The organism is Spirochaetota bacterium (assembly GCA_026414805.1).
Lineage (GTDB): Bacteria > Spirochaetota > UBA4802 > UBA4802 > UB4802 > UBA4802.
On the sequence record JAOAIH010000002.1, the window covers coordinates 72,422 to 93,026 of the forward strand.

Annotated in this window: 20 protein-coding genes; 7 read left to right on the forward strand and 13 right to left on the reverse strand. The window is 32.6% G+C overall.

The window, feature by feature from the left end; genetic code table 11:
- Window positions 1-110: 110 nt before the first annotated feature.
- From N3F66_00915 to N3F66_00950, 8 genes are all read right to left on the reverse strand, one after another.
- Window positions 111-869 carry a class I SAM-dependent methyltransferase gene (locus tag N3F66_00915; GenBank protein ID MCX8122708.1) on the reverse strand — a complete coding sequence of 253 codons (759 nt, stop codon included), beginning with the start codon at window positions 867-869 and terminating at the stop codon, window positions 111-113.
- A 137-nt stretch (window positions 870-1,006) separates the two neighbouring features.
- Window positions 1,007-1,642: a class I SAM-dependent methyltransferase gene (locus tag N3F66_00920; protein MCX8122709.1), complete on the reverse strand. Its 636-nt coding sequence runs from the start codon at window positions 1,640-1,642 to the stop codon at window positions 1,007-1,009.
- Window positions 1,643-1,644: 2 nt separating this feature from the next.
- Complete coding sequence (locus N3F66_00925; protein ID MCX8122710.1) at window positions 1,645-2,802, reverse strand: ATP-grasp domain-containing protein; 1,158 nt, start codon at window positions 2,800-2,802, stop codon at window positions 1,645-1,647.
- Between the two features lie 33 nt (window positions 2,803-2,835).
- Window positions 2,836-3,174, reverse strand: a complete 339-nt coding sequence (locus N3F66_00930; GenBank protein ID MCX8122711.1) for a phage holin family protein — start codon at window positions 3,172-3,174, stop codon at window positions 2,836-2,838.
- A gap of 21 nt (window positions 3,175-3,195) precedes the next feature.
- Window positions 3,196-3,699 carry a hypothetical protein gene (locus tag N3F66_00935; protein MCX8122712.1) on the reverse strand — a complete coding sequence of 168 codons (504 nt, stop codon included), beginning with the start codon at window positions 3,697-3,699 and terminating at the stop codon, window positions 3,196-3,198.
- 1,169 nt (window positions 3,700-4,868) lie between these two features.
- On the reverse strand, window positions 4,869-6,065 hold the full coding sequence (gene argJ, locus N3F66_00940) for a bifunctional glutamate N-acetyltransferase/amino-acid acetyltransferase ArgJ (protein MCX8122713.1): 1,197 nt from the start codon (window positions 6,063-6,065) through the stop codon (window positions 4,869-4,871).
- Between the two features lie 41 nt (window positions 6,066-6,106).
- Window positions 6,107-6,850 carry a TIGR00730 family Rossman fold protein gene (locus N3F66_00945; protein MCX8122714.1) on the reverse strand — a complete coding sequence of 248 codons (744 nt, stop codon included), beginning with the start codon at window positions 6,848-6,850 and terminating at the stop codon, window positions 6,107-6,109.
- Window positions 6,850-7,440: an ATP-binding protein gene (locus N3F66_00950; GenBank protein MCX8122715.1), complete on the reverse strand. Its 591-nt coding sequence runs from the start codon at window positions 7,438-7,440 to the stop codon at window positions 6,850-6,852. The genes N3F66_00945 and N3F66_00950 overlap by 1 nt, the downstream gene beginning before the upstream one ends.
- A gap of 349 nt (window positions 7,441-7,789) precedes the next feature.
- Between N3F66_00950 and nagZ the strand changes: the two genes are divergently transcribed.
- Both nagZ and hemW read left to right on the forward strand, forming a co-directional pair.
- Window positions 7,790-9,406 (forward strand): beta-N-acetylhexosaminidase, encoded by a 1,617-nt coding sequence (gene nagZ / locus N3F66_00955; GenBank protein MCX8122716.1) that lies wholly within the window; start codon window positions 7,790-7,792, stop codon window positions 9,404-9,406.
- Window positions 9,403-10,548 carry a radical SAM family heme chaperone HemW gene (gene hemW / locus N3F66_00960; protein ID MCX8122717.1) on the forward strand — a complete coding sequence of 382 codons (1,146 nt, stop codon included), beginning with the start codon at window positions 9,403-9,405 and terminating at the stop codon, window positions 10,546-10,548. Before nagZ ends, hemW begins: the two co-directional genes overlap by 4 nt.
- 41 nt (window positions 10,549-10,589) lie before the next feature.
- Here hemW and N3F66_00965 read toward each other — a convergent pair whose 3' ends face one another.
- The 4 genes from N3F66_00965 to N3F66_00980 form a co-directional block, all read right to left on the reverse strand.
- Window positions 10,590-11,441 (reverse strand): hypothetical protein, encoded by an 852-nt coding sequence (locus N3F66_00965; GenBank protein MCX8122718.1) that lies wholly within the window; start codon window positions 11,439-11,441, stop codon window positions 10,590-10,592.
- A gap of 79 nt (window positions 11,442-11,520) precedes the next feature.
- Entirely contained in the window at window positions 11,521-12,303 is a 783-nt protein-coding gene (locus N3F66_00970) for a 1-acyl-sn-glycerol-3-phosphate acyltransferase (GenBank protein MCX8122719.1), read from the reverse strand.
- A 287-nt stretch (window positions 12,304-12,590) separates the two neighbouring features.
- The gene (locus N3F66_00975; protein MCX8122720.1) at window positions 12,591-13,544 is read right to left on the reverse strand and encodes an electron transfer flavoprotein subunit alpha/FixB family protein; all 954 of its coding nucleotides are present in this window, start codon (window positions 13,542-13,544) and stop codon (window positions 12,591-12,593) included.
- Between the two features lie 6 nt (window positions 13,545-13,550).
- On the reverse strand, window positions 13,551-14,318 hold the full coding sequence (locus N3F66_00980; protein MCX8122721.1) for an electron transfer flavoprotein subunit beta/FixA family protein: 768 nt from the start codon (window positions 14,316-14,318) through the stop codon (window positions 13,551-13,553).
- Between the two features lie 251 nt (window positions 14,319-14,569).
- Between N3F66_00980 and N3F66_00985 the strand changes: the two genes are divergently transcribed.
- From N3F66_00985 to N3F66_01000, 4 genes are read left to right on the forward strand one after another with little or no spacing between them, the layout of a single operon-like run.
- Window positions 14,570-15,289, forward strand: a complete 720-nt coding sequence (locus tag N3F66_00985; GenBank protein MCX8122722.1) for a histidine phosphatase family protein — start codon at window positions 14,570-14,572, stop codon at window positions 15,287-15,289.
- 22 nt (window positions 15,290-15,311) lie between these two features.
- Window positions 15,312-16,520, forward strand: coding sequence for an acyl-CoA dehydrogenase family protein (locus tag N3F66_00990; protein ID MCX8122723.1), 1,209 nt, complete (start codon window positions 15,312-15,314; stop codon window positions 16,518-16,520).
- Window positions 16,498-17,223: a TetR/AcrR family transcriptional regulator gene (locus tag N3F66_00995; GenBank protein MCX8122724.1), complete on the forward strand. Its 726-nt coding sequence runs from the start codon at window positions 16,498-16,500 to the stop codon at window positions 17,221-17,223. Before N3F66_00990 ends, N3F66_00995 begins: the two co-directional genes overlap by 23 nt.
- A 23-nt stretch (window positions 17,224-17,246) precedes the next feature.
- Entirely contained in the window at window positions 17,247-18,317 is a 1,071-nt protein-coding gene (locus tag N3F66_01000; GenBank protein ID MCX8122725.1) for a phosphotransferase family protein, read from the forward strand.
- On the opposite strand, the gene N3F66_01005 is transcribed toward N3F66_01000, so the two are convergent.
- Window positions 18,314-19,063 (reverse strand): ParA family protein, encoded by a 750-nt coding sequence (locus N3F66_01005; GenBank protein ID MCX8122726.1) that lies wholly within the window; start codon window positions 19,061-19,063, stop codon window positions 18,314-18,316. The two genes, N3F66_01000 and N3F66_01005, sit on opposite strands and share 4 nt — an antisense overlap.
- A gap of 134 nt (window positions 19,064-19,197) precedes the next feature.
- Between N3F66_01005 and N3F66_01010 the strand changes: the two genes are divergently transcribed.
- Window positions 19,198-20,499, forward strand: a complete 1,302-nt coding sequence (locus N3F66_01010; protein MCX8122727.1) for an MFS transporter — start codon at window positions 19,198-19,200, stop codon at window positions 20,497-20,499.
- Window positions 20,500-20,605: the final 106 nt, after the last annotated feature.

Here is a 20,605-nt window from a genome sequence, read left to right on the forward strand (position 1 = left end):
TATGTAAAAGTCAAGTAGATTTTGTTTTATTTATCGATATCGATATATATTATTAAAAAATTTCGCCCTCTTCCTATTTATATTGTCCATCCAATTTGGATGATCATTTTTTATTTAAAGGCATACACTACCATTGAACTGGTAGCGGCAAAGTTACTAACGTGTAGTTTGCTCAGGTAATGATATCCTGCTATACGAAGCCAGCTTTTATAATCTTTCATTTTTGAAAAATTCATTCGTGATTTTAACAATTTTGGTAATAATCCAAAATCAACTGGCTGATATACTTTTATTCTTTTAAAACCAACCTTTTGTAAGGTTTCAGTGAGATTTTTTTTAGTAAAGTAAGAAAAATGTCCCGGTAAAAAATATCCATATTGTTCTTTTTGCAATACTGCCTGTAACCCATCCATATTAGCTGTTTGTATCACCAGTAATCCTCCAGTAATACATAGTTGGTAGCATTCAATTAATGCCTCCAGAGGATTTTGAATATGCTCAAGTACTTCGATCATCGTTATCACAGAAAAAGTATTATGAGCAAATGGGTGATCTGAAAGTGTACCGCAATGAATATAATCTTTGCCAAAACGACGTTGTGCATATTTTGCGGAATAGTGCGATGGTTCTATACCGTATACCGTGTAATACTTTGAGGCAGCATTTAAAAAGCCTCCAAACGAACATCCTACATCAAGAAAATTTCCAGCTGCAACATATTTACGTATAGTTTTTAACCGTGCATCCCATACAAACTTTGCATACTGTTCAGCCTTTCTTTCATCATAATATGTATAATCTGCCTTACCGGTGTAGTATCCTTCTTGATACAGTTTAGAGATACTTTCCTTTGAAAGTGGTGGGTTCATAAAAATAAACTTGCAAGATGTGCACTTATAAACGGTAAATGGTGGATTACAATGAGCTATCGAATATAAAAAAGAAATTGAATGACTTTTACATAATGGGCATTTGTGGAGCAGTGGTTCAAAATGAAATTCTTTTTTCATACTTGTGCGTAGAAGTACCAGTGTGATAATTTTTTTGTAAGATCATCCAATAGTGTACGTTCCATTAGTCCAATATGATATTCGCTAAATACGTTGAGGTATGTCTTAACTTCTTCTAAGGAATATAGTGAAACAACTGCACCTTTAATATCAGTAAGATCTGTTTCCCAAATATTGTTTCCAAGGTGTTTACCCCTTGCTATATAGGTATCATTTTCACTTCGCAGTGTGCCAAACAATACTCCATGAGGTGCAAGAATACGTTTAATTTCATGCAACATCACTGGAAGCATGTCTTTTTTTGCGTAATGCAGTGATCCCCAGGCAACAGCAATATCAAATGAGCTATCGCCAAATGGAAGATTTTGGATTTCAGCCTGCACAAAATCTGCATGTAAAACTTTTTTGCTCTGTACAAGTGCATTAAAGCTGATGTCAATGCCAACTACGTAATTGCATCCAAATTCATACAGAAGCTTAATATGCCTTCCCGTGCCACATCCCACATCAATTGCCCTGGCTTTATTGGCTGCATGTTTTGAAAGCATCCGTACAAGCTGTTCGTCAGGATATAGAAGCACTGAAGCATCACGAGTATAGTGTGTATTCCAACGCTTTGTTGTAGTATCCATTGTCATTCAATAATGATGTGCATCTGTTCAAGTATTGTGTCGGCTGTTTGCATGGCTTTTTCAACTGTTTTTCCTTTGGTAACTATCACTCCTACGCGTTGGTGGTTAGTTTTTGGGTACGTTATTGTGTCACCAATTTGTTTAAAAATTTCGGCATGAATACAATTTTTATTGTTAGGTATTGTATATGACACAAGCTTTCCATTAGTTCCCATAATATATTTAACAATTGCGGCTTTTGACGTTTGCCCGGGAGTATGTATATGTCCAGTTGTAATTGCTTGTACAAATGATTTGAATATATTGTACTGTAAACGAGCAGGGATAGCATAATCAGCTAAATATTCACCACCAAATTCACATGCAGCTTCTATCAAATAAATAGAGTTATTTTTAATAATGCATTCCATTAAGAGTGGAGTTGACTGTAATGAAAATACATTTGCTATTTTTTGGCCAAGTAGTTTGATATCGTTATACATTGTAAAATAGCGTGACGGCAATATATGCATTCTATCAACAAAATATGGTTTTGCATTCAATATCTTATCACTGATATCACTTATATAATATATTCCATTGTGGACAAATCCAATCACAATAATTTCATCGCCATCAATGTATTCTTCAGTGAGCACAGTATCTTGTGGGTTATTCATCATGAACAAACGCAATTCATGGTAACTATCAATGAGCTTTACACTTTGTTTAGCATGCCCTTTTAAAGGTTTTACAATACAGGGGAATGATACATTTTTGTATTTGCTAAGATCTTTTTTATACAGAAGCAATCCATACGGCATTGGTATAGTATTCTTTATGGCGATAGCTCTAAAATCAGCTTTATTGATAATAGTATCAATAGTATGAAAATCTATATATGGTAATTTAAATTGCTGGCAAAGGTAGGCTACTGTTTTTAATGCTTCGCCGTATGTTCTGCTTACAACTGCAGCTACATCATCAAATACCAGCACATCCTTTAATAACAGATATATTTCATGATAATTGTAGATTGACTCTATAATTTTAATATCGCAATATTTGAAACCTTCCGCCAAAGGATTTTTATCAATACCGATTACTTTATATCCTAAATCTTTACATGATACTATTAGCGGTATTTGATTTTTCCCTGCTCCAATTGATACTATAAACATGATTAAATTATGATTATTATTATTTTTTATATATTATTCAAATAGCCATTCTACGACCATTGAAATTATACTAATTATTATAGATGATAGTAATGCTGATAAAAACGAGTCAATAAAAATTCCTTTAACCATAAATGAAACAAGATATAACAGTACAGCATTAATAACAAACGTGAATAAACCTAACGTAAGCAAATTAATTGGTAATGTAATTAAAATTAGTATTGGTTTAATAACTACATTCAATATTCCTAATAAAGCTGAAGCAATAATAATAGATGTAGCTGTATCAGCTGAAAAACCCGATACCATTGAAGATGCAAAATAAATTGCCAGTGATAAAATAAACCATTTTTTAATAATTTCTTTCATAAATTTTAATTATTGATTATATTAAAAATGCCATATAGAATCCGGGAAAAGATCCACCTTTTTTATTTCATATTCCTGAGCAAGTTCAGTTGTTTTCCATTTTAACTGTAATTCTTCTTTATACATGTTATAAAATTTCATTGCAGTTTTATACCGGCCTTTTTGATACCATTTTTCGTTCTGAGCTGAGATGGTGTAGTGTAAATTTGCTATTGAATAATTTTTAAACAAATGATACAGAAGATCATTAATATTTTCATCTGAATCTTTATACTCAACATACATCCACATTTCTTTATCCGGGTTTTGCTGACAATATTGGCTCAGCGGTTTTAAATACGTTTTTTCCAGTTCACCATAGCACATCCATGTAAAGGGGCGCCATGAGTGAGATAGCATTAGCTTTTTATTAAGATAGATTATATCAGCTTCAATCATATTGCAGCCATAGTCTATAGCATCCCATAATGGACGTTTACACCAATAATCGTTATGCGAGTGCAATAAAGTAGGTTTTAATGACATAACAACCTCTATAGTTTATATTGAACACCAAAACTGATTCCAAAAGCTTCCAGATCTGTTCCTTCATATAAAATCCTGTTGTACTGTACTCCACCTGTAAATCCAAAAGAGTAAAAGTTAAACAAAGCATTACATCCTATCGATAAATAAGGATCATATGAACTTTTTACTACATGCGGTGCAAAGGGTCCCGCTTCTTCTACTAATGCTATGTACAGGTCTGTATATGCTATACCTGGCTGNAGGAAAAAAACTATATCAATTAAGGGTGATAATGAATAATAATACAAAACGGATACTCCACCCATATATACTGTAAGATATGTAGTATATGTGTGGGTAATATCGTGGTTATTGGTAGAAAACAATTGCCAGGTTGGGGCAAAGTATAGTTTATGTATCAACGTAGCATTGGATGTAACCACTTTTGACGCTGGAATCCCTATATATATTTTACTCATTTTAGTATCATTATAAAGCTTTTCCCAATCACCAGAAAAAAATAAAAAATTGTATGAATACGATAGTATGATATCTCTTAATGAGGAATAGAAATTCTTATATGGAGAAACTGCAATTTTTTCTTTTTCTATTTCTATAGTTTTTTGTAATTCCTGATTTATTTTTACAGTAATTTTATCGATTATCTCATAAATTAAAGCCCCTATTTTTTCTTTTGTTTCGGCAGCATCAACTATTTGGCCAGTTGATATGTTGCAAATCTGTGTTTTTATGGAGATAGTATTTTTATCAACCACATATGAGCCAATAACAGAAAAATTTGCTGCAACCTCTTTACCTCTACTTGTTAAAATTGCTATGGTATTAGCTTTTTCTTCATTTCCAACATCTTTAGCTATATACTTAAATGTTACTGGTAAAACGGTAATGTCGTATTCAATCCTGCTTTTTAATTCTGTAGCTAATGAGTCAGGAATTATGTATGAGTAATATCTGTAGTTTTGTGTAGGGCTTTCATCATTAAAATAATACAAAATAATTTTTTGCTTATCAGAAGTTTGTGCTGCAAGTGATATCGATATAAAAACTAAAAATGATGCAATATATAATTTTTTCATTAATTGCATTTTTATGATTCCATTATTATCCAAATTGTATATTCTTTATATATTTTTTATTCCATAAAAGTCAAGGATATTACCAAATCGTCAAGTTGAGTATTCTGCATTTATTTTTACATAATCATAGCTTAAATCAGATGTTAAATATTCAAATTGAGAATTACCAATCCCCAAATCTACCGTAATAGTATATTCTCGCTTTTTTAAAATATTAATGAGTAATTCTTTATCATATTCTACTGGGGTGCCATTTTTAAAAAGAGGGATATCATCAAAATATATTGATAATGAATCTTCATATAATTCTGCACCGGAATATCCTGCTGCACATGCAATTCGCCCCCAATTTGGATCATTGCCAAACATTGCAGTTTTGACCAGCAATGATTCCGCAATAGACTTTGCAGCTTTTTTTGCGTCGGCATCGTTTGCCGCATGTATTACTTTAATAGTAACACATTTAGTAGCTCCTTCAGCATCACTTACAATCAGATATGCTAACTTTTTCATCATTATATTCAATGCAGTTTGAAAAGTTTCAATATCATCATTGCTGTGATTTGATGGAATTGCAGGTGATAGTATAATAGCAGTATCATTGGTTGACATATCCCCATCAATTGTAATCGCATTTAAAGAAATATTTACACTTTCATAAAATAATTTTTGTAGTAGTTTTTGCTCCACAGGGAAATCAGTTAGTACAAAACATAGAAGGGTAGCCATATTAGGAGCTATCATACCGGCACCTTTTGCTATACCTGCCATTGAATAAGATCCTGTTGAGGTTTTGAAAGAAACAGCATATTGTTTGGGGAAAGTGTCAGTTGTCATAATTGCTTTTGGCAAAAGAGAACCTGCCTCAATACTTAAATTGTTAACAAGAGTTGGTAGGCTTTTTTTTATTTTTTCAACTGGCAACTGTACCCCAATAATTCCAGTTGATGCCATTAAAACTGAATTTTCATCAATTGAAAGTAATTGCCCAAGCTCTTTTGTAAGCAATTTTGCATTTTCCAAACCCCTGTTCCCAGTTGCAGCATTAGCATTTGTGGCATTGATAAGTATTGCATGTATTTTATTGTGTATTCTTTCTCTGCACAGTATAACAGGCGCAGCGCATAATTTATTTGTTGTGAATGCACCTGCAGCCCAGCATGGTTGTTTAGAATATATTAATGACAGATCAAGACGATTTGGATACCGAATTCCGCATTCAATAGCAGCATATTTAAATAAAGAAATATTTTCCAATCCACCAGATAATTCTTTGATCTCATTCATATGATTCCTCTAAGTAAAGAGTATAATGGATTTTAATTAGGTCATTGATTTTCGATAGTATGGTTAACTCTTTCAATAAGTTGTTTCAATCTGGGTTTGAGATATTCAAACCCTTCTTCTGGAGAATTACAATAATGTATGAGATCCAGATCATTTTTATCGATATAACCATAATCAAATAGCATTTGAAAATTGATAAATTTATCCCAAAAAGATTTATCATACAGAAGTATTGGTATGTCATGCTTTTGAAGTTTATTGGTTTGTACTAATGTTAAAGTCTCAAATAGCTCATCCAATGTGCCAAAGCCACCAGGAAAAACAATAATAGCTTTGGCATGATATAAAAACCACAATTTACGCATAAAGAAATAGTGAAATTCAAAATTTAATTCTGGTGAGATATACGGATTTGGCATTTGTTCAAATGGAAGCGAAATATTCAACCCAATTGAATATGCTCCTGCTTCTTTTGCCCCCTTGTTAGCAGCCTCCATGATACCAGGGCCACCTCCGGTGCAGATTACAAAACCATCATGCTCTGATTCTAATTGTTTTCCATATTGTGCAAGTAAAAATGCTAATTTGTTTGCATCATGATAGTATTTTCCATTTAAGGGATCATCTGGCTTTGACCTGGCAGAACCAAAAAAAACTACTGTATGTTTGATGTTATAATGCTTGAACCTTTTTTCTGGTTCAATATATTCACACATTATACGTATAATGCGTGCATCTCTTGAATTTAAGAACTCTAAGTTTTTATATGCTTTTTCCGGGCGCATTAATATCTCCTTTTCCTGCGCATTGTCAGTATAGTACCATCTGTTACTGGGGTTACTGTGTCTGAAACAATTTTTTCCTTATCAATCAAGTCGATAGTAATTGAATCCATGAATGCACACATAATTTTTAAGCCTGCACCTATTCCTTTTAATGATATTTGTTGGCCATTCACTCTTACATGCAATCCTAATTCTTTGTCAAAGGAATATCGTGTAATTTGTTCAAAGTAATCAAGAGAATGTTTATCAGGGGTTTTCTTGATTGATTCTTGTAAGTCTAGCCCTTTCCCATGATCAATAATAACAGCTTCAAACTCATCGGGCATTACAATATACATAACAGTTATTTCACGCATATCAGGATCATAAGGAATATTTAGATTATGTTCTTTTCTGATGGTTTCCTGAATTGCATTGGTAAGGGCTTCATCCATTGAAAGTATTATTTCCTCAATTTCTTCTTTTGGGTAGTTCATATCCTTAAGGTCAGTTAAAAGCCTGTCAATCACCTGAGGAACAGTCCCACTGGTAGCACTATAACTATCGATATATTTTTTTACATTAACATTATGTTCTTTGTAATTACCCATAGTTCCTACTATTAAAATAGCACAGTGTTCTTTAAAACAATGTTCTTTTAGTAAAAATGTCAATTATATTTAATCACATCACATTATACTATTTCATCGGAAGTAACATGTTTTTTCTATTTACATTTTATTTTTGTATTGTATAATGACATATATATTTTTCATATATATTAATTTCAATTATATTTCAGCTTTTTAAAAGGACACACTTTATAATTATCCAATTATAAATTTAAAAAGTGTTTTCTTAAATATAGTTGGCTAAAAAAGTTGATTTGCAAATGATATATGCGATAGTGTATTGTATTATGAATATATACAGATGATTTTAAAAAGGATATAGTACTGTATGAAAGTTATATTTTCAGTTATTTTATTAATTTTATTAATAATTCCATTGTATGGATGTACTCAGTCTAAATATTATTCAGAAGCAAGACAAATTACAGAGGACTTAGATACACTCTCATTGATAGGGCAAACGCTCATTATTGCCATGCCATCTACTACAATCAATGATACAACCATATCTATTTTAAAACAATATAAGCCAGGTGGAGTAATATTATTTGGTTATAATTTGAACAATGGTTCCTGTGCAGCTCTTACACGCGATCTTCAGAACCTAGCTCTAGAATATATTAAAATCCCTTTATTTATATCTATTGATCAGGAAGGGGGTAGAGTTAAAAGAATTCAAAGCGATGTGACCCAATTTCCCGGTAATTTTGCTTTAGGGGTAGTTAATGACCCTTCAAAAACATATACCATGGCACAAATAATAGGTATTCAATTACGATTGGCTGGCATAAATATGAATTTTGCTCCTGTTTTGGATGTAAATAACAATCCAGATAATCCTGTAATAAATGTAAGATCTTTTGGATGTGAGCCAGCTCTATGTGCTGAATTGGGCGAAGCATATATCAAAGGTTTGCAAAAAGCACAATGCATTGCTGTTGCCAAACATTTTCCCGGTCATGGCGATACCCATCAGGATTCACACTATACATTGCCAATTATATATAAGACATTGCCTGAGCTAGAAAAAGTTGAACTGCTTCCTTTTGCAAGAGCTGTAGACGCAGGGGTTGAATGTATTATGACAGCACATATTGCTTTTCCTCAATTAGGAATAAATACCCCTGCAACAATGTCACACTATTTTTTAAATGATATACTGCGGAAATCAATGAAATTTGAAGGGTTAATAATTACAGATGATCTTGAAATGAAAGGAATCACCGGTAAACAATCACATGGTAATGCAGCTATAAATAGTTTTAAGGCTGGTGCAGATATTTTGCTCATCAGCTCGTATGAAAATCATGTTCAAGAGATTATAAACTCTTTACATCAGGCAATCAAAAAGGGCGATATCACTAAAGAACAATTAAAAGCCAAAGTAACAAAGATTCTTGAACTTAAACTGCGATATAACATAATGCAAATTAACAATGGAATAATAACAGCAAAACGTTATGAACCTCTTCCCAACGATATTAAACTATTGCACCAAGCAGATGCTCTTAACGTTGAGCTATCGCGAAGCTCAATTGTATTTCATTCTTATAATTGTACTATTGAGAATTACATCATTGATAATTTACATACATGTTCAAAAGTATTTTCAAAAAACATCAATCTTATAAATATTTTCAAAAAAGAAAATATTATTTGTAATGAGCCCTTCAGTAACCATGTTAAAACAATTTTATTAGTCGATAGCTCATCATATTCATTGGAAGAGCTTAAAAGGTTAGTAGCATCAATACACAATTCTGAAAATAATATTGTATTACTCATCACTGGCAATCCATATCCATACCTTAAACATTTTTCTAGCTACCCGATGCTCATGTCTTTTTCAGATACTGATGAATCACTACGACAACTTGCCCAATGTTTGAAAGGTGAATTTTCACCAAAACTATCGCATCCATGTTTAACTGTTAATAGAAAATGAATTTAGGAATATATATACACATCCCGTTTTGTCACAAAGAAAAATGTGATTATTGTGATTTCTATTCAATCCCGGTACAAACAGATAATACTCATTGGAGTAAGTTGATTGATAATTATATCAAATCGCTTTGCTCTGAAATTGCATATTATTCAACAGAATTTTCCGATTATATCGTTGATACAATATATATTGGAGGTGGAACGCCATCATTACTTAATAGCCATCATTATAGTATACTTTTAAATACAATAAAAAATTATTATGCGATAGCTCCTGAAATTGAAATTACTATTGAGTGTAACCCTGATAACTACTCAATTCATTATATTACGGAATTGAAGGAAATTGGAATAAACAGATTTGTATTGGGAGTTCAAACCCTTGATAAAAAAGCACACAACTATATTGGAAGGAAACCACAGCTTGTAGATGCTGAAAGCATTAAGGAATTTTGTACTATCCCTGATATTATTTCATGTATAGATATTTTGGTTGGAATACCCGAACAAACCGTAAGTAGCTTTATTTCGTCACTGAATACCTTAATTCAATATAAGCCCAAACATATTTCAGCATACATTCTAACCTTTGAAAAAAATACCCCGTTAAGCATTCGAGTTCCATATTCAAACAAATTTTCAAACTTTCAGCGTAAAATTTTTGAGAAAACTATTAAAACACTGACTGATTCAGGTTATTTACATTATGAAATTTCAAATTTTGCATTACCACACTTTGAATCACGGCATAATTGCAAATACTGGAATTTTGATGAATACATAGGGTTAGGTTCGGGAGCACATTCATTTTATAAAAATAAAAGGTATTATAACAGCACCCTTTTTGAATATTTACAAAACCCAATTACAAGCCGCTTTGAAGATGTGCGACAACCCAAGGATGTGGCCATTGAATTCTTAATGAATAAATTACGTTTAACTGATGGTTTTATTATTAATGAGCTTTACTTAAAAACTAGCTATATACCTTCAGATAATTTTAAAAAAGCTTTGGAACAATTAATATCAAAAAAATTACTGGAAATTTTTATGATGGATGGTCATCAAAGATTGCGATGTACCCATGAAGGGATGTTTATGTTAGATTCAATTCTTTTTGAACTAATGAGTAAATTGTAAATGCTAAATTATTTTTATCATCAATTAAATAGTGGTTAAGCTTATTCTTTTATTACAAAGTATTTACTATAAATTGAATTTATCCTAGCATAGTAATCTGCAAGCCGTTCATTATGAATTAATTTAAAATAATATGCAAGCAATTGGGAACCCCGTACAACAAAGTTATTTAAGTCCCTGCCTTTTAAACCTTTGATAATTTCAATATTGCCTTTTTCTATATATGCCAAACCCATTGCAATGTAGCGCTGCAGATTTGATATGTCTTTTCGTAATTCCTCATCGTTCTGGGCTACCAATTGCGTTACTTTAATTTCATCCAATCCACCTGATAGTAGAAAGTATTTCTTTATTTCCTTCATTGAAGTAGCAATAGTTGCACGATTCACTGCATCTTTGAATAACGCCGAAAACTTTTCAAATGCCACTAATTTTTCCTGATCTGTTTCGGGTTCGGTTCCAAACATTTTTTTATAAAGGTTAAATGCAATTTTTTCAACTTCCTGGCAATCAGGATCGGCATTAATAACTGCTTTGAGTTTATGGTAATTCTTTGGATTTCTGTCTAATATTTTTATATAAAGATTTACGCCATTTAACGCTTCTAAATATATTGGAAGATTTGCAGCCGAAAAATCTCTTTCACTGTATTTTTTCATTCCTTCTATAATCATAGATGACTGCGCAGTTATAAGAAGCGCATCCATATCAGGCTGAAAATCTCTGGATGAACGCTTACGGGATATCTCAGTGCTTTCTTTCACAGTTCTGATATCTTCTATGTCTTCATCCAACAATCTGTGGGTAGTAGGAGCTTTTGATTTTTTGTCATCTATTTCGTCATCTAATTTAAAAAGATCATCATCAAAAGAAAAATCATCAATTTCTGACATTACAGCAAACCTCTTTATATAGTATATAGAGATTGAAAAATATATCTGTTAACAAAGATAATTATTCTATACAATTTTTTCAAGATCTTTTACCATTATTATTTTTTACATTATCATAACCGTACATTTGTATTCTCAATTTGCTCAATTCATTATTCATATAGTTCCATGTATATTTGGCCAATTCTTCAACAGTCATATTTTTAAAGGTTTCGGTTGTTATTTCATCCAATACCCGTAAAGTGATTGGGTGCTTACCATGATAATCAATACTGTACTTAGGTAAAGCAAATCGTGTGCCTTCAATGATAATTGGCATAATAGGGACATTCATTTTTTTGGCTAAAATAAATGCTCCCAGTTTAAATTCCTTGAGATGTCCATCAGGTGATCTAGTACCTTCTGGGAAGATAAAAACCGGGCTTCCTTCCTTCAAATGCATTTCACAATCCTGCATCATCTGCATGCTGCTTTCTTTAATGCCCCGGAACAATCTTACATATCTATTTAAAAACATATTCCATCCAATTACAGGCACCTTAAAAATTTCAGCCTTTGATACCCACTTATAATGAGTGTACAGTCTGAATGCTACAAGTATATCCAGTTGGGATTGATGATTTGAAACAAATACATATGGGACATTTTTTCGTATTTTATTTCTTCCTTCTACTGTTATCTTCCATGGTGGCATTATATAGGTGTATAGTGAACCCCAGAAGCATGTCAATTGATGAAGCAAACGTAATCTCTTGTCAAATGGGTAGGTGAAAATTCTTATTAACACTGCAAAAATAAATAAAATTATTGAAGTAACGGCAACAAATGTGAAAAACAGTGCTGTGATTATTTTTCCCTTCATAAATGTTACTCCTGCAACAACTTAAAAATTCATAGTATAATAGCCCATCTCTATTAAAGATTTTAGATATTATTTTTTTCTTTTATCTTTAATGAGATGGAAAAATTGTACTGCGGTGTTTTGCATTTTACCGGTGATAGTCAATGAAGATATTAAAATATCTTAAAGTAACAATATATAACATGGCTTATCAATAATCAACATTTTATTAAATGTTTTTGTATATAAAATCTTCTTCTGTGACCCAAAGATGTATTATGAATTTAATTTTTAATTTTATGGAGAATTTATGTATTATTTTTTACATAATCAATAAATTTTGGAATAAATTCAAATATATCGGCTACAATTCCATAATGGGAAACATTAAAAATTGGTGCATATGGATCTTTATTTATAGCTATGACCGTCTTGGCCCCTTTGATACCAGCTGTATGTTGTGAAGATCCTGAAATTGCACATGCAATATATACCTTTGGCGTAATACTTTTTCCTGTTATACCTATCTGTTTGCTATAAGGTAGCCAACCTAAATCACATACTATACGTGAGCCACCAACTGCGCTGTGTGGAAAAATTTTTGCAAACTCATAGAGTAAACTTAAATTTTCCTTTGAGCCCACACCTTTTCCTGCACCTATGATTACCTCTGCATCATCCATTGATGTATCTTTGCTATCCTGTGTAATGAAATCGCATTTATGAAGTTTGTCTTTGTCAGAAATGTGTATAGAAATAAAGTCTTTTTTTGGTGTTTCTGAATTAATATATGGTTCAAAACTGCCAGGCAGAACACTAAATACAACTGGAGTTGAATTTACTATAATATTTTGATTCAATTTACCAGAATAGTTACCTCTTGTTAGCAAAATATTGTTATCAACACTTATAGAATGGATTTGCGTATAACACTGTGCATTCAATTTAAATGAAAGTGCCGGTAAAAAATCGATCGTAAAAGGTGTATGAAGACCAATGATAAATTGTCCATTCAATTTTTTAATTACTGTTGCAATGTATTTAACCAGTGTATGAGCACTGTATTCTTCAATATCCATATCTATTATATATGTTTCAAACTCACTTGCACAGTAACTATCTCCCCATACATTACCAAATGGAACAATTATATATACAGGTATATTGCTTGTTGCAGCAATACTTTTTGCTGCGGAAATAATTTCTGCTGTAGCCGGGTTGATTTTTTTGTTTTTAATATCTGCAATGACTACAACGCTCATGATACCTCACAATACAGCATTTTTATGTAAGATAGTATATAATTCAGTCACCTTCTTTGTGGTATTGCCTTCTATGAAATGGCACTGTGTTATTTTATGTGGCATACTAAAATAACAGTTTAGTGTAACGTTTGGTGTGATTTGATCAAGTGTGATAATATTAATTTCCTGTTTTCGGGCACGTAAAACGTTAGATAATGAGGGATATCGTGGTTTATGAAGACTGGATTGTACTGCAATAACACAGGGGAGCTGCAATTCGTAGCGCATTGATTCCATAGTATTCAATTCACGGGTTATTTTTATCACATTATTATGAGGCGATAGCTCAGTTACCCCAGTTGCGTAATTGTAGTGTAACAGTGCTGCAATTAGCTGCCCGGTCTGCTGATTCATTGCATCTTCTGACATTACTCCTGTAAATATTATGTCATAGTTTTGTTGTGCAAATTGTACTATTGCCTGTGAAACAATTGCAGGAGTATGTGTAATATCCTCTGGGACAATAATATGAAAAGCTTCATCAGCTCCCATTTCCAAAGAGCGACGTAATGCTTTTTGAATTCGTTGGGGACCAATAGAAATTGTATGAATACACAAAGCTAAACCATGATCTTTTAATTGTAGCGCCTCTTCAAGTGCATATTCATCATAACGATTTATTACATATACAGTTTTTTCATCATAAACAGGTATGCCATTTTCTAACCGTAAAATTGCATTGGTATCAGGTACCTGCTTTATGCATACAAGTATTTTATATTTATTTCCCATTGTAAATACCTTAAAATGAAACCTATTAGTACTTTTATAGTAATTTACCAAAATTGTTTTATGAATATATCTTCCAAATACGTTTTACTCAGTACTACTATAGTATCCATTTAAATAAAGATGTAAAAAAAATCAATAAAAAAATAACGAACGTTCGTTAGATTTTTCTTGACTTTTTTACTGGCGTAATTATTGTGACAAATATATTGTTTGGCTGAATTATTTAAATACACTATAAACAGGATTTTAGCATGAGTGAGATACTGGTTATTCGCCATGGTCAAGGTTCTTTTGGGCAGGGTGACTATGACAATCTGTCCCAAAAAGGATATTATCAATCACAGCTTTTGGCTGAATATCTTTATAACTATCGCTATAAAAATAAACATATAGATGCAATATATTGCGGAACATTAAAACGACAGCAACAGACCGTAGAAACTATCATCAAATATTTTAACCAAAACAATGTACAGCTGCCCAATCCAAAATGTGATATGCGGTTAAATGAGTATGACTCTATACATATTATAAAAACAATATTTCCTGTTTTATTAAATGATGAGCCCTCATTAGAAGAAGAAATAAAACAAATTTATACTGATAAAAAGGCATTCCAGAGGGTATTTGAAAGAGTCATGCGGTTTTGGGTACAATCTAAAGAAAATTATGAAGGTATAGAGACTTTTGCAGATGTAAAACAAAGAGTTAAATCCATTATAAATGAAATAATCCAGGAAAACGGTAGAGGCAAAAATATTATTATTGTTTCATCAGGGGGTATTATTGGCGCTATTGTTCAGATGGTGTTGGGCTTTGACGATGAAACAACAATGCGCTTAACATGGCAGATTGTTAACACTTCAATGACTCATTTGCGATATAATGAAAAGGAGTTAATTCTTGCATCATTCAATTATTTTCCACATATAGAAATAGCTAATGATCCATCGCTGAAGACATACAGGTAAAACAATATTTAAGGAGGGTTTTATGGATTTTGAAATATCTGATAAAATGAAAGCCATTTTAGAACTTGTCGATGAATTTGTAGAGAAAGAGCTTATACCTCTTGAACCTGAATTTGCGCGTAATGATATCAAAACAATGCTTCCTGTTCTTGAAGAAAAAAGGAAAATGGTAAAAAAGATGGAGTTATGGGCTCCTCAGGTTCCAAAGGAATATGGAGGAATGGGTCTTAATCTAGTTGAGCATGGACTAGTTTCTGAATCATTAGGAAGAACACCGCTGGGTCACTATGTATTTGGGTGCCAAGCACCAGATGCCGGCAACATAGAAATTTTAATAAAATATGCAAACGACGAGCAGCGTGAAAAGTATCTCTTTCCACTCATTAGGGGCGAAATACGAAGTTGTTTTTCAATGACTGAAGTTGATCTTCCTGGATCTAATCCAGTATTGTTAGATACTACTGCAGTAAAGGATGGTGATTATTATGTTATAAATGGCCACAAGTGGTATTCAACTGCAGCGGATGGTTCAAAATTTTCAATTGTTATGGCTGTTACAAATCCTGATGCACCTACATACCTTAGGGCAAGTATGATTATAGTTCCTACTGATACGCCTGGTTTTAATCTTGTCCGCAATATACCTGTAATGGGTCATGAAGGAAGTGACTACTTCAGTCATGGCGAAATACTGTTACAAAATTGTAGAGTGCCTATTAAGAATTTACTTGGCCCAGAAGGGCAGGGGTTTGTAATAGCTCAGGAACGTTTGGGACCTGGAAGAATCCATCACTGTATGCGATGGCTTGGTATTTGTAAACGAGCTTTTGATTTGATGTGTGCCCGCGCCAACAAGCGCATCATTTCTCCTGATGGGAAAACACTAGCAACCAGGCAGATCATTCAGGAATGGGTAGCTGAATGTGCTGCTGAAATACAAGCTGCTCGCCTGATGACATTACATGCTGCATGGAAGATTGAACATTTAGGACAGAAAGAAGCTCGAATAGATGTTTCACTGATAAAATTCTATGTAGCAAATGTTATGCAAAAAGTAATAGATAGAGCATTGCAAGTACATGGTGGACTTGGAATGACCGATGACACTATTTTAGCATTCTTTTACCGTCATGAACGAGCTGCACGGATCTATGACGGTGCCGATGAGGTTCATAAGACAGTTGTTGCAAAAAGGATTTTATCAGGTTATGAAGGCAGAGAAGTTAGATAAAAATCATACAGTTGAACTTGAAAACTATAACAATTTTAAAAAAAGCATCCGGTTTATTCTTGATGATATTGCAAGTAAACTGTATGATGACAACAGACAGCTTATAAGAGTAAAAAAAACACCACAATCAGTTGATAATTTAAAAAGAATTATTCACACCGCAATTGCTATAAGCAATAAAAAAGGATATGCTGCCATGAGCATGCGCGAATTATCAGCAGCATCATCCTTAAGTATTGGTGCATTATATGCATATTTTCCATCAAAAGATGAATTGTTGCATATCATTCAGCAGTATGGTCGCTCATCAGTTGAAAAGGTATTATCTGAATCATTACTTAATTCAGTAACTGCAAAAGAAAAATTGCAAAATTTCATACGAGCACACATTTTTATAAGCGAGGTATTGAAAGACTGGTTTTATTTTTCATATATGGAAACGCGTTACTTCACAGGAACTGAATATAACAAAACAATTGAAGCAGAATTAATAACAGAATCTATTGTTAAAGATATTATTGAATCAGGTATGGAACATAATGAGTTCAGCCAAGAAATTAACACATCTCTGATAGCTTCCATAAGCAAAGCTATGTTGCAGGACTGGTATCTCAAACGATGGAAATATCGTAAAAGGGATGTAACTCCTGATGAATATGCTCAGGAGTGTTTTTCGATTATATATAATTATATAAAAAATTAAATTTTTTTTGGAGGATATATATCATGAATAATTATATTGATACGCCCACTGATATACGAGAAGGTGAAAAAATTGATGAACATATAATTCATGATTATCTTATTAAAAATATTCCTGATATAAAAGGCCCAATCGAAATTAAGCAATTTCCCAGTGGATTTTCAAATCTTACTTATTTTATTAAAGTAGGCAATAAAGAAATGGTATTACGCAGGCCTCCATTTGGTAAAAAGGCAAAAACAGCACATGACATGCATCGCGAGTATTCTATTTTGAAAGCATTAAAGCCAGTTTTTCCTTATTGTCCAACACCACTTGTGTACTGTGATGATGAATCAGTAATTGGTGCAAAATTTTATGTTATGGAACGTATAAAAGGTATCATATTGCGGAAAGAACTTCCACAAGGGTTATCGTTCACTCCCGAAGAATTTAGATACTTATGCCAGCAGTTGCTTGATATTCAGTGTCAGTTGCATTCACTTAATTACAAAGAAATTGGTCTGGAAAATTTTGGCAAGCCAGAAGGCTATATTGAAAGACAGGTCAATGGCTGGATTGCGCGATATAATGATGCTCTTACCCCGGATGCTCCGTTATATACAGAAGTTATACAGTGGCTAAAGGAAAAAATGCCAAAAACACCTACGCGTGCAGCTGTTATTCATAATGACTATAAATTTGATAATGTAGTTCTTGATAGTAATAATCCAAAAAAAATTATTGGTGTTCTGGATTGGGAAATGGCAACAATAGGCGACCCAGTTATGGATTTGGGCAATTCGTTAGCATACTGGGTTGAAAAAGATGATCCACAGGAAGTCCAGTTGATTCGACTAATGCCTACACACCTTGATGGTGCGCTTACACGAAAAGAACTTGTACAGCGTTATCAAGAGAAGAGCGGAATTGACATGAGTGATTTTGATTATTATTTTTGCTTTGGATTATTCCGTTTAGCTGTAATTGCTCAGCAAATATATTACAGGTATTATCATGGGCAAACCAAAGATAAACGATTTGCAATGTTGATTGCAGCTGTACAGATATTGGAAAGGCAGGCCAAAAGTGTGATAGACAACTCAAAACTTTAATTTATATCTTTTTCTAAAATTTCGTTTGTAAGATTCATGTAATCGATAGCACCATTGCTGTTAGGCTTGTATTCAAAAATGGTTTTACCCCAGCTTGGTGCTTCCTGTAGTAAGACATTTTCGCGTATTAGTGTTTCAAAAAGTTTTCCGGGTAAACGTTTTTTGGTTTCTTCAATTACTTCAATGTTGATCTGCTTTTTTGGATTGAACATTGTTCCAATTATGCCGGTAATTTCTACATCTTTGTTAAGCCTTCGTTTAACCATTTGTACAGCTTCAAACAAGTTGTACATTCCATGGAATGGCAAAAACTGGACTTGAAGAGGAACAAGAATCTCTCTTGCAAAAGTTAATGCGTTTAACGTTAGTATCCCCAATGATGGGGGGCAATCTATTAAGATAAAGTCGTATCCAGATATTCCTTCTAGTGCTTCTTTTAAAAGAAATTCTTTGGCTGGTAGTGGAATAAACTCAATGTCTTTAAGTTCGTTTTTAGATGGAAGTATATGCAGACCATCCCTGTTAATAATAACATCTTTATATGCTATTTCTCCTTTTAGTACATTATATATTGAATATGTTAGGTTATTGGGATTATACCCAAAATGATATGTCGATTGCGCCTGATGATCAATATCAATGACCAGGACTTTTTTTCCAAGAATGTGCAAAGCAGCGGCAATGTTTACAGTGCTAGTTGTTTTGCCAACGCCACCTTTGTTGTTTGAAATGGCAATAATTCTCACTGGATTAATCCTGTAATAGTATTTTTTTTATGGTTACTATCGTACATAGTTTAACATAAAGATAATAAAAAAATTATTTTAACAATCATAAAAAGTATTGCATAGTAGCATATATTTCAATTGTGCTTCCATATATGACAGATGACAATAAAATACAAGTAAAAAAATCAAAATTGCGCCATACGTTAAAAGCGTCATTTTTAGATGGCGTATTTGCTAGCATCATGTTTGGCTGTGTACAGGATTATTTTACACCTTTTTTGCTTTTGATTAAGGGTACAGTTGTGCATGTTGGCATTTTAAGTGCTGTTCCTAATATTTTGGCTTCAATACTTCAGATTTTTTCAAATAAACTTGTTCAGTTATTTAAATCTCGAAAAACTGTATTCTGCATTTTTGTTTTTTTACAGGCATCAACCTTGCTATTATGTGCTCTCGTTTTTTATATTTTATATACGATAGATACTGTTACACAAAATCATTGTATTACATTTCTCACATATTATCAGATTGAACTATTCATTATTATTGTAACACTATATACTGTTTTTGGTTCTATTGGTAACCCTGCATGGGCAAGCCTGATGAGTGACCTTATTCCCGAACATAAACGCGGCAAATATTTTGGGTTTAGAAACAGCGTGTTGGGGGTATTATTGGTATGCGTGTCACTGGCAGTTGGTATCATACTACGATTTTCTGATGCAAATTATATTATGCATACATTTGTTGTCATTTTTTTAGTGGCTTCTATCAGCAGATTCATATCATTTTACTATCTCACAAAAATGCATGAACCTCCGTTTGCCATTGAATCAAGAAGTATTTTCCCACCAAACCTATTTCAAAGTATTAAAAATAATGATTTTATACTGTTTATTGCGTTTGTATCTCTTATGAACTTTGCGGTATATTTATCTGCACCATTTTTTGCAGTATTAATGCTGCAACATTTATCATTTTCATACCTGGAATATTCAGTGGTGACGGTATGTGCACCCTTGGTTATGTACCTTACAATGCATTCTTGGGGAACTATTGCTGATAAAATTGGCAATGCAAAAGTTTTGATTATCACCTCACCATTTATTGCGATAGTTCCTGTTTTATGGGTTATTCATGCAAATATTGTTTATCTGCTTATAGTTCAAATATTTTCTGGAATTGTATGGTCGGGATTTACGATTAGTTCTTTTAACTATATGTTTGATGCCTCTGCGAGTTCAAAGCGTGTTCGATATATTTCATATTTCAATCTGATTAATGGTATCATGATCAGTGCAGGAGCTTTGTTGGGTGGATATTTAATTAATATTTTGCCCTCCACCAAGGGTAATAGCATTTATACAATACTAATTGTATCAGGAGTTATGCGACTTATTATAACGCTATTCTTTGCCAGAAGACTAAAAGAAATGCGTCTTGTAGAAATATAAAGAAATTTACCTTTCATACTTAATAAAAAATTAAATAAATTGTAATAAAATGTTGACAACATTGCGAAATATTAGTATATATGTTACAAACAGTAAGGTTTACATA

What these genes read in the sequence shown, in the direction of transcription:
- N3F66_00915 (MCX8122708.1), bottom strand. Translation starts at nt 869, where the DNA reads ATGAACCCACCACTTTCAAAGGAAAGTATCTCTAAACTGTATCAAGAA.
- N3F66_00920 (MCX8122709.1), bottom strand. Translation starts at nt 1,642, where the DNA reads ATGGATACTACAACAAAGCGTTGGAATACACACTATACTCGTGATGCT.
- N3F66_00925 (MCX8122710.1), bottom strand. Translation starts at nt 2,802, where the DNA reads ATGTTTATAGTATCAATTGGAGCAGGGAAAAATCAAATACCGCTAATA.
- N3F66_00930 (MCX8122711.1), bottom strand. Translation starts at nt 3,174, where the DNA reads ATGAAAGAAATTATTAAAAAATGGTTTATTTTATCACTGGCAATTTAT.
- N3F66_00935 (MCX8122712.1), bottom strand. Translation starts at nt 3,699, where the DNA reads ATGTCATTAAAACCTACTTTATTGCACTCGCATAACGATTATTGGTGT.
- argJ (MCX8122713.1), bottom strand. Translation starts at nt 6,065, where the DNA reads ATGAATGAGATCAAAGAATTATCTGGTGGATTGGAAAATATTTCTTTA.
- N3F66_00945 (MCX8122714.1), bottom strand. Translation starts at nt 6,850, where the DNA reads ATGCGCCCGGAAAAAGCATATAAAAACTTAGAGTTCTTAAATTCAAGA.
- N3F66_00950 (MCX8122715.1), bottom strand. Translation starts at nt 7,440, where the DNA reads ATGGGTAATTACAAAGAACATAATGTTAATGTAAAAAAATATATCGAT.
- nagZ (MCX8122716.1), top strand. Translation starts at nt 7,790, where the DNA reads ATGAAAGTTATATTTTCAGTTATTTTATTAATTTTATTAATAATTCCA.
- hemW (MCX8122717.1), top strand. Translation starts at nt 9,403, where the DNA reads ATGAATTTAGGAATATATATACACATCCCGTTTTGTCACAAAGAAAAA.
- N3F66_00965 (MCX8122718.1), bottom strand. Translation starts at nt 11,441, where the DNA reads ATGTCAGAAATTGATGATTTTTCTTTTGATGATGATCTTTTTAAATTA.
- N3F66_00970 (MCX8122719.1), bottom strand. Translation starts at nt 12,303, where the DNA reads ATGAAGGGAAAAATAATCACAGCACTGTTTTTCACATTTGTTGCCGTT.
- N3F66_00975 (MCX8122720.1), bottom strand. Translation starts at nt 13,544, where the DNA reads ATGAGCGTTGTAGTCATTGCAGATATTAAAAACAAAAAAATCAACCCG.
- N3F66_00980 (MCX8122721.1), bottom strand. Translation starts at nt 14,318, where the DNA reads ATGGGAAATAAATATAAAATACTTGTATGCATAAAGCAGGTACCTGAT.
- N3F66_00985 (MCX8122722.1), top strand. Translation starts at nt 14,570, where the DNA reads ATGAGTGAGATACTGGTTATTCGCCATGGTCAAGGTTCTTTTGGGCAG.
- N3F66_00990 (MCX8122723.1), top strand. Translation starts at nt 15,312, where the DNA reads ATGGATTTTGAAATATCTGATAAAATGAAAGCCATTTTAGAACTTGTC.
- N3F66_00995 (MCX8122724.1), top strand. Translation starts at nt 16,498, where the DNA reads ATGAAGGCAGAGAAGTTAGATAAAAATCATACAGTTGAACTTGAAAAC.
- N3F66_01000 (MCX8122725.1), top strand. Translation starts at nt 17,247, where the DNA reads ATGAATAATTATATTGATACGCCCACTGATATACGAGAAGGTGAAAAA.
- N3F66_01010 (MCX8122727.1), top strand. Translation starts at nt 19,198, where the DNA reads ATGACAGATGACAATAAAATACAAGTAAAAAAATCAAAATTGCGCCAT.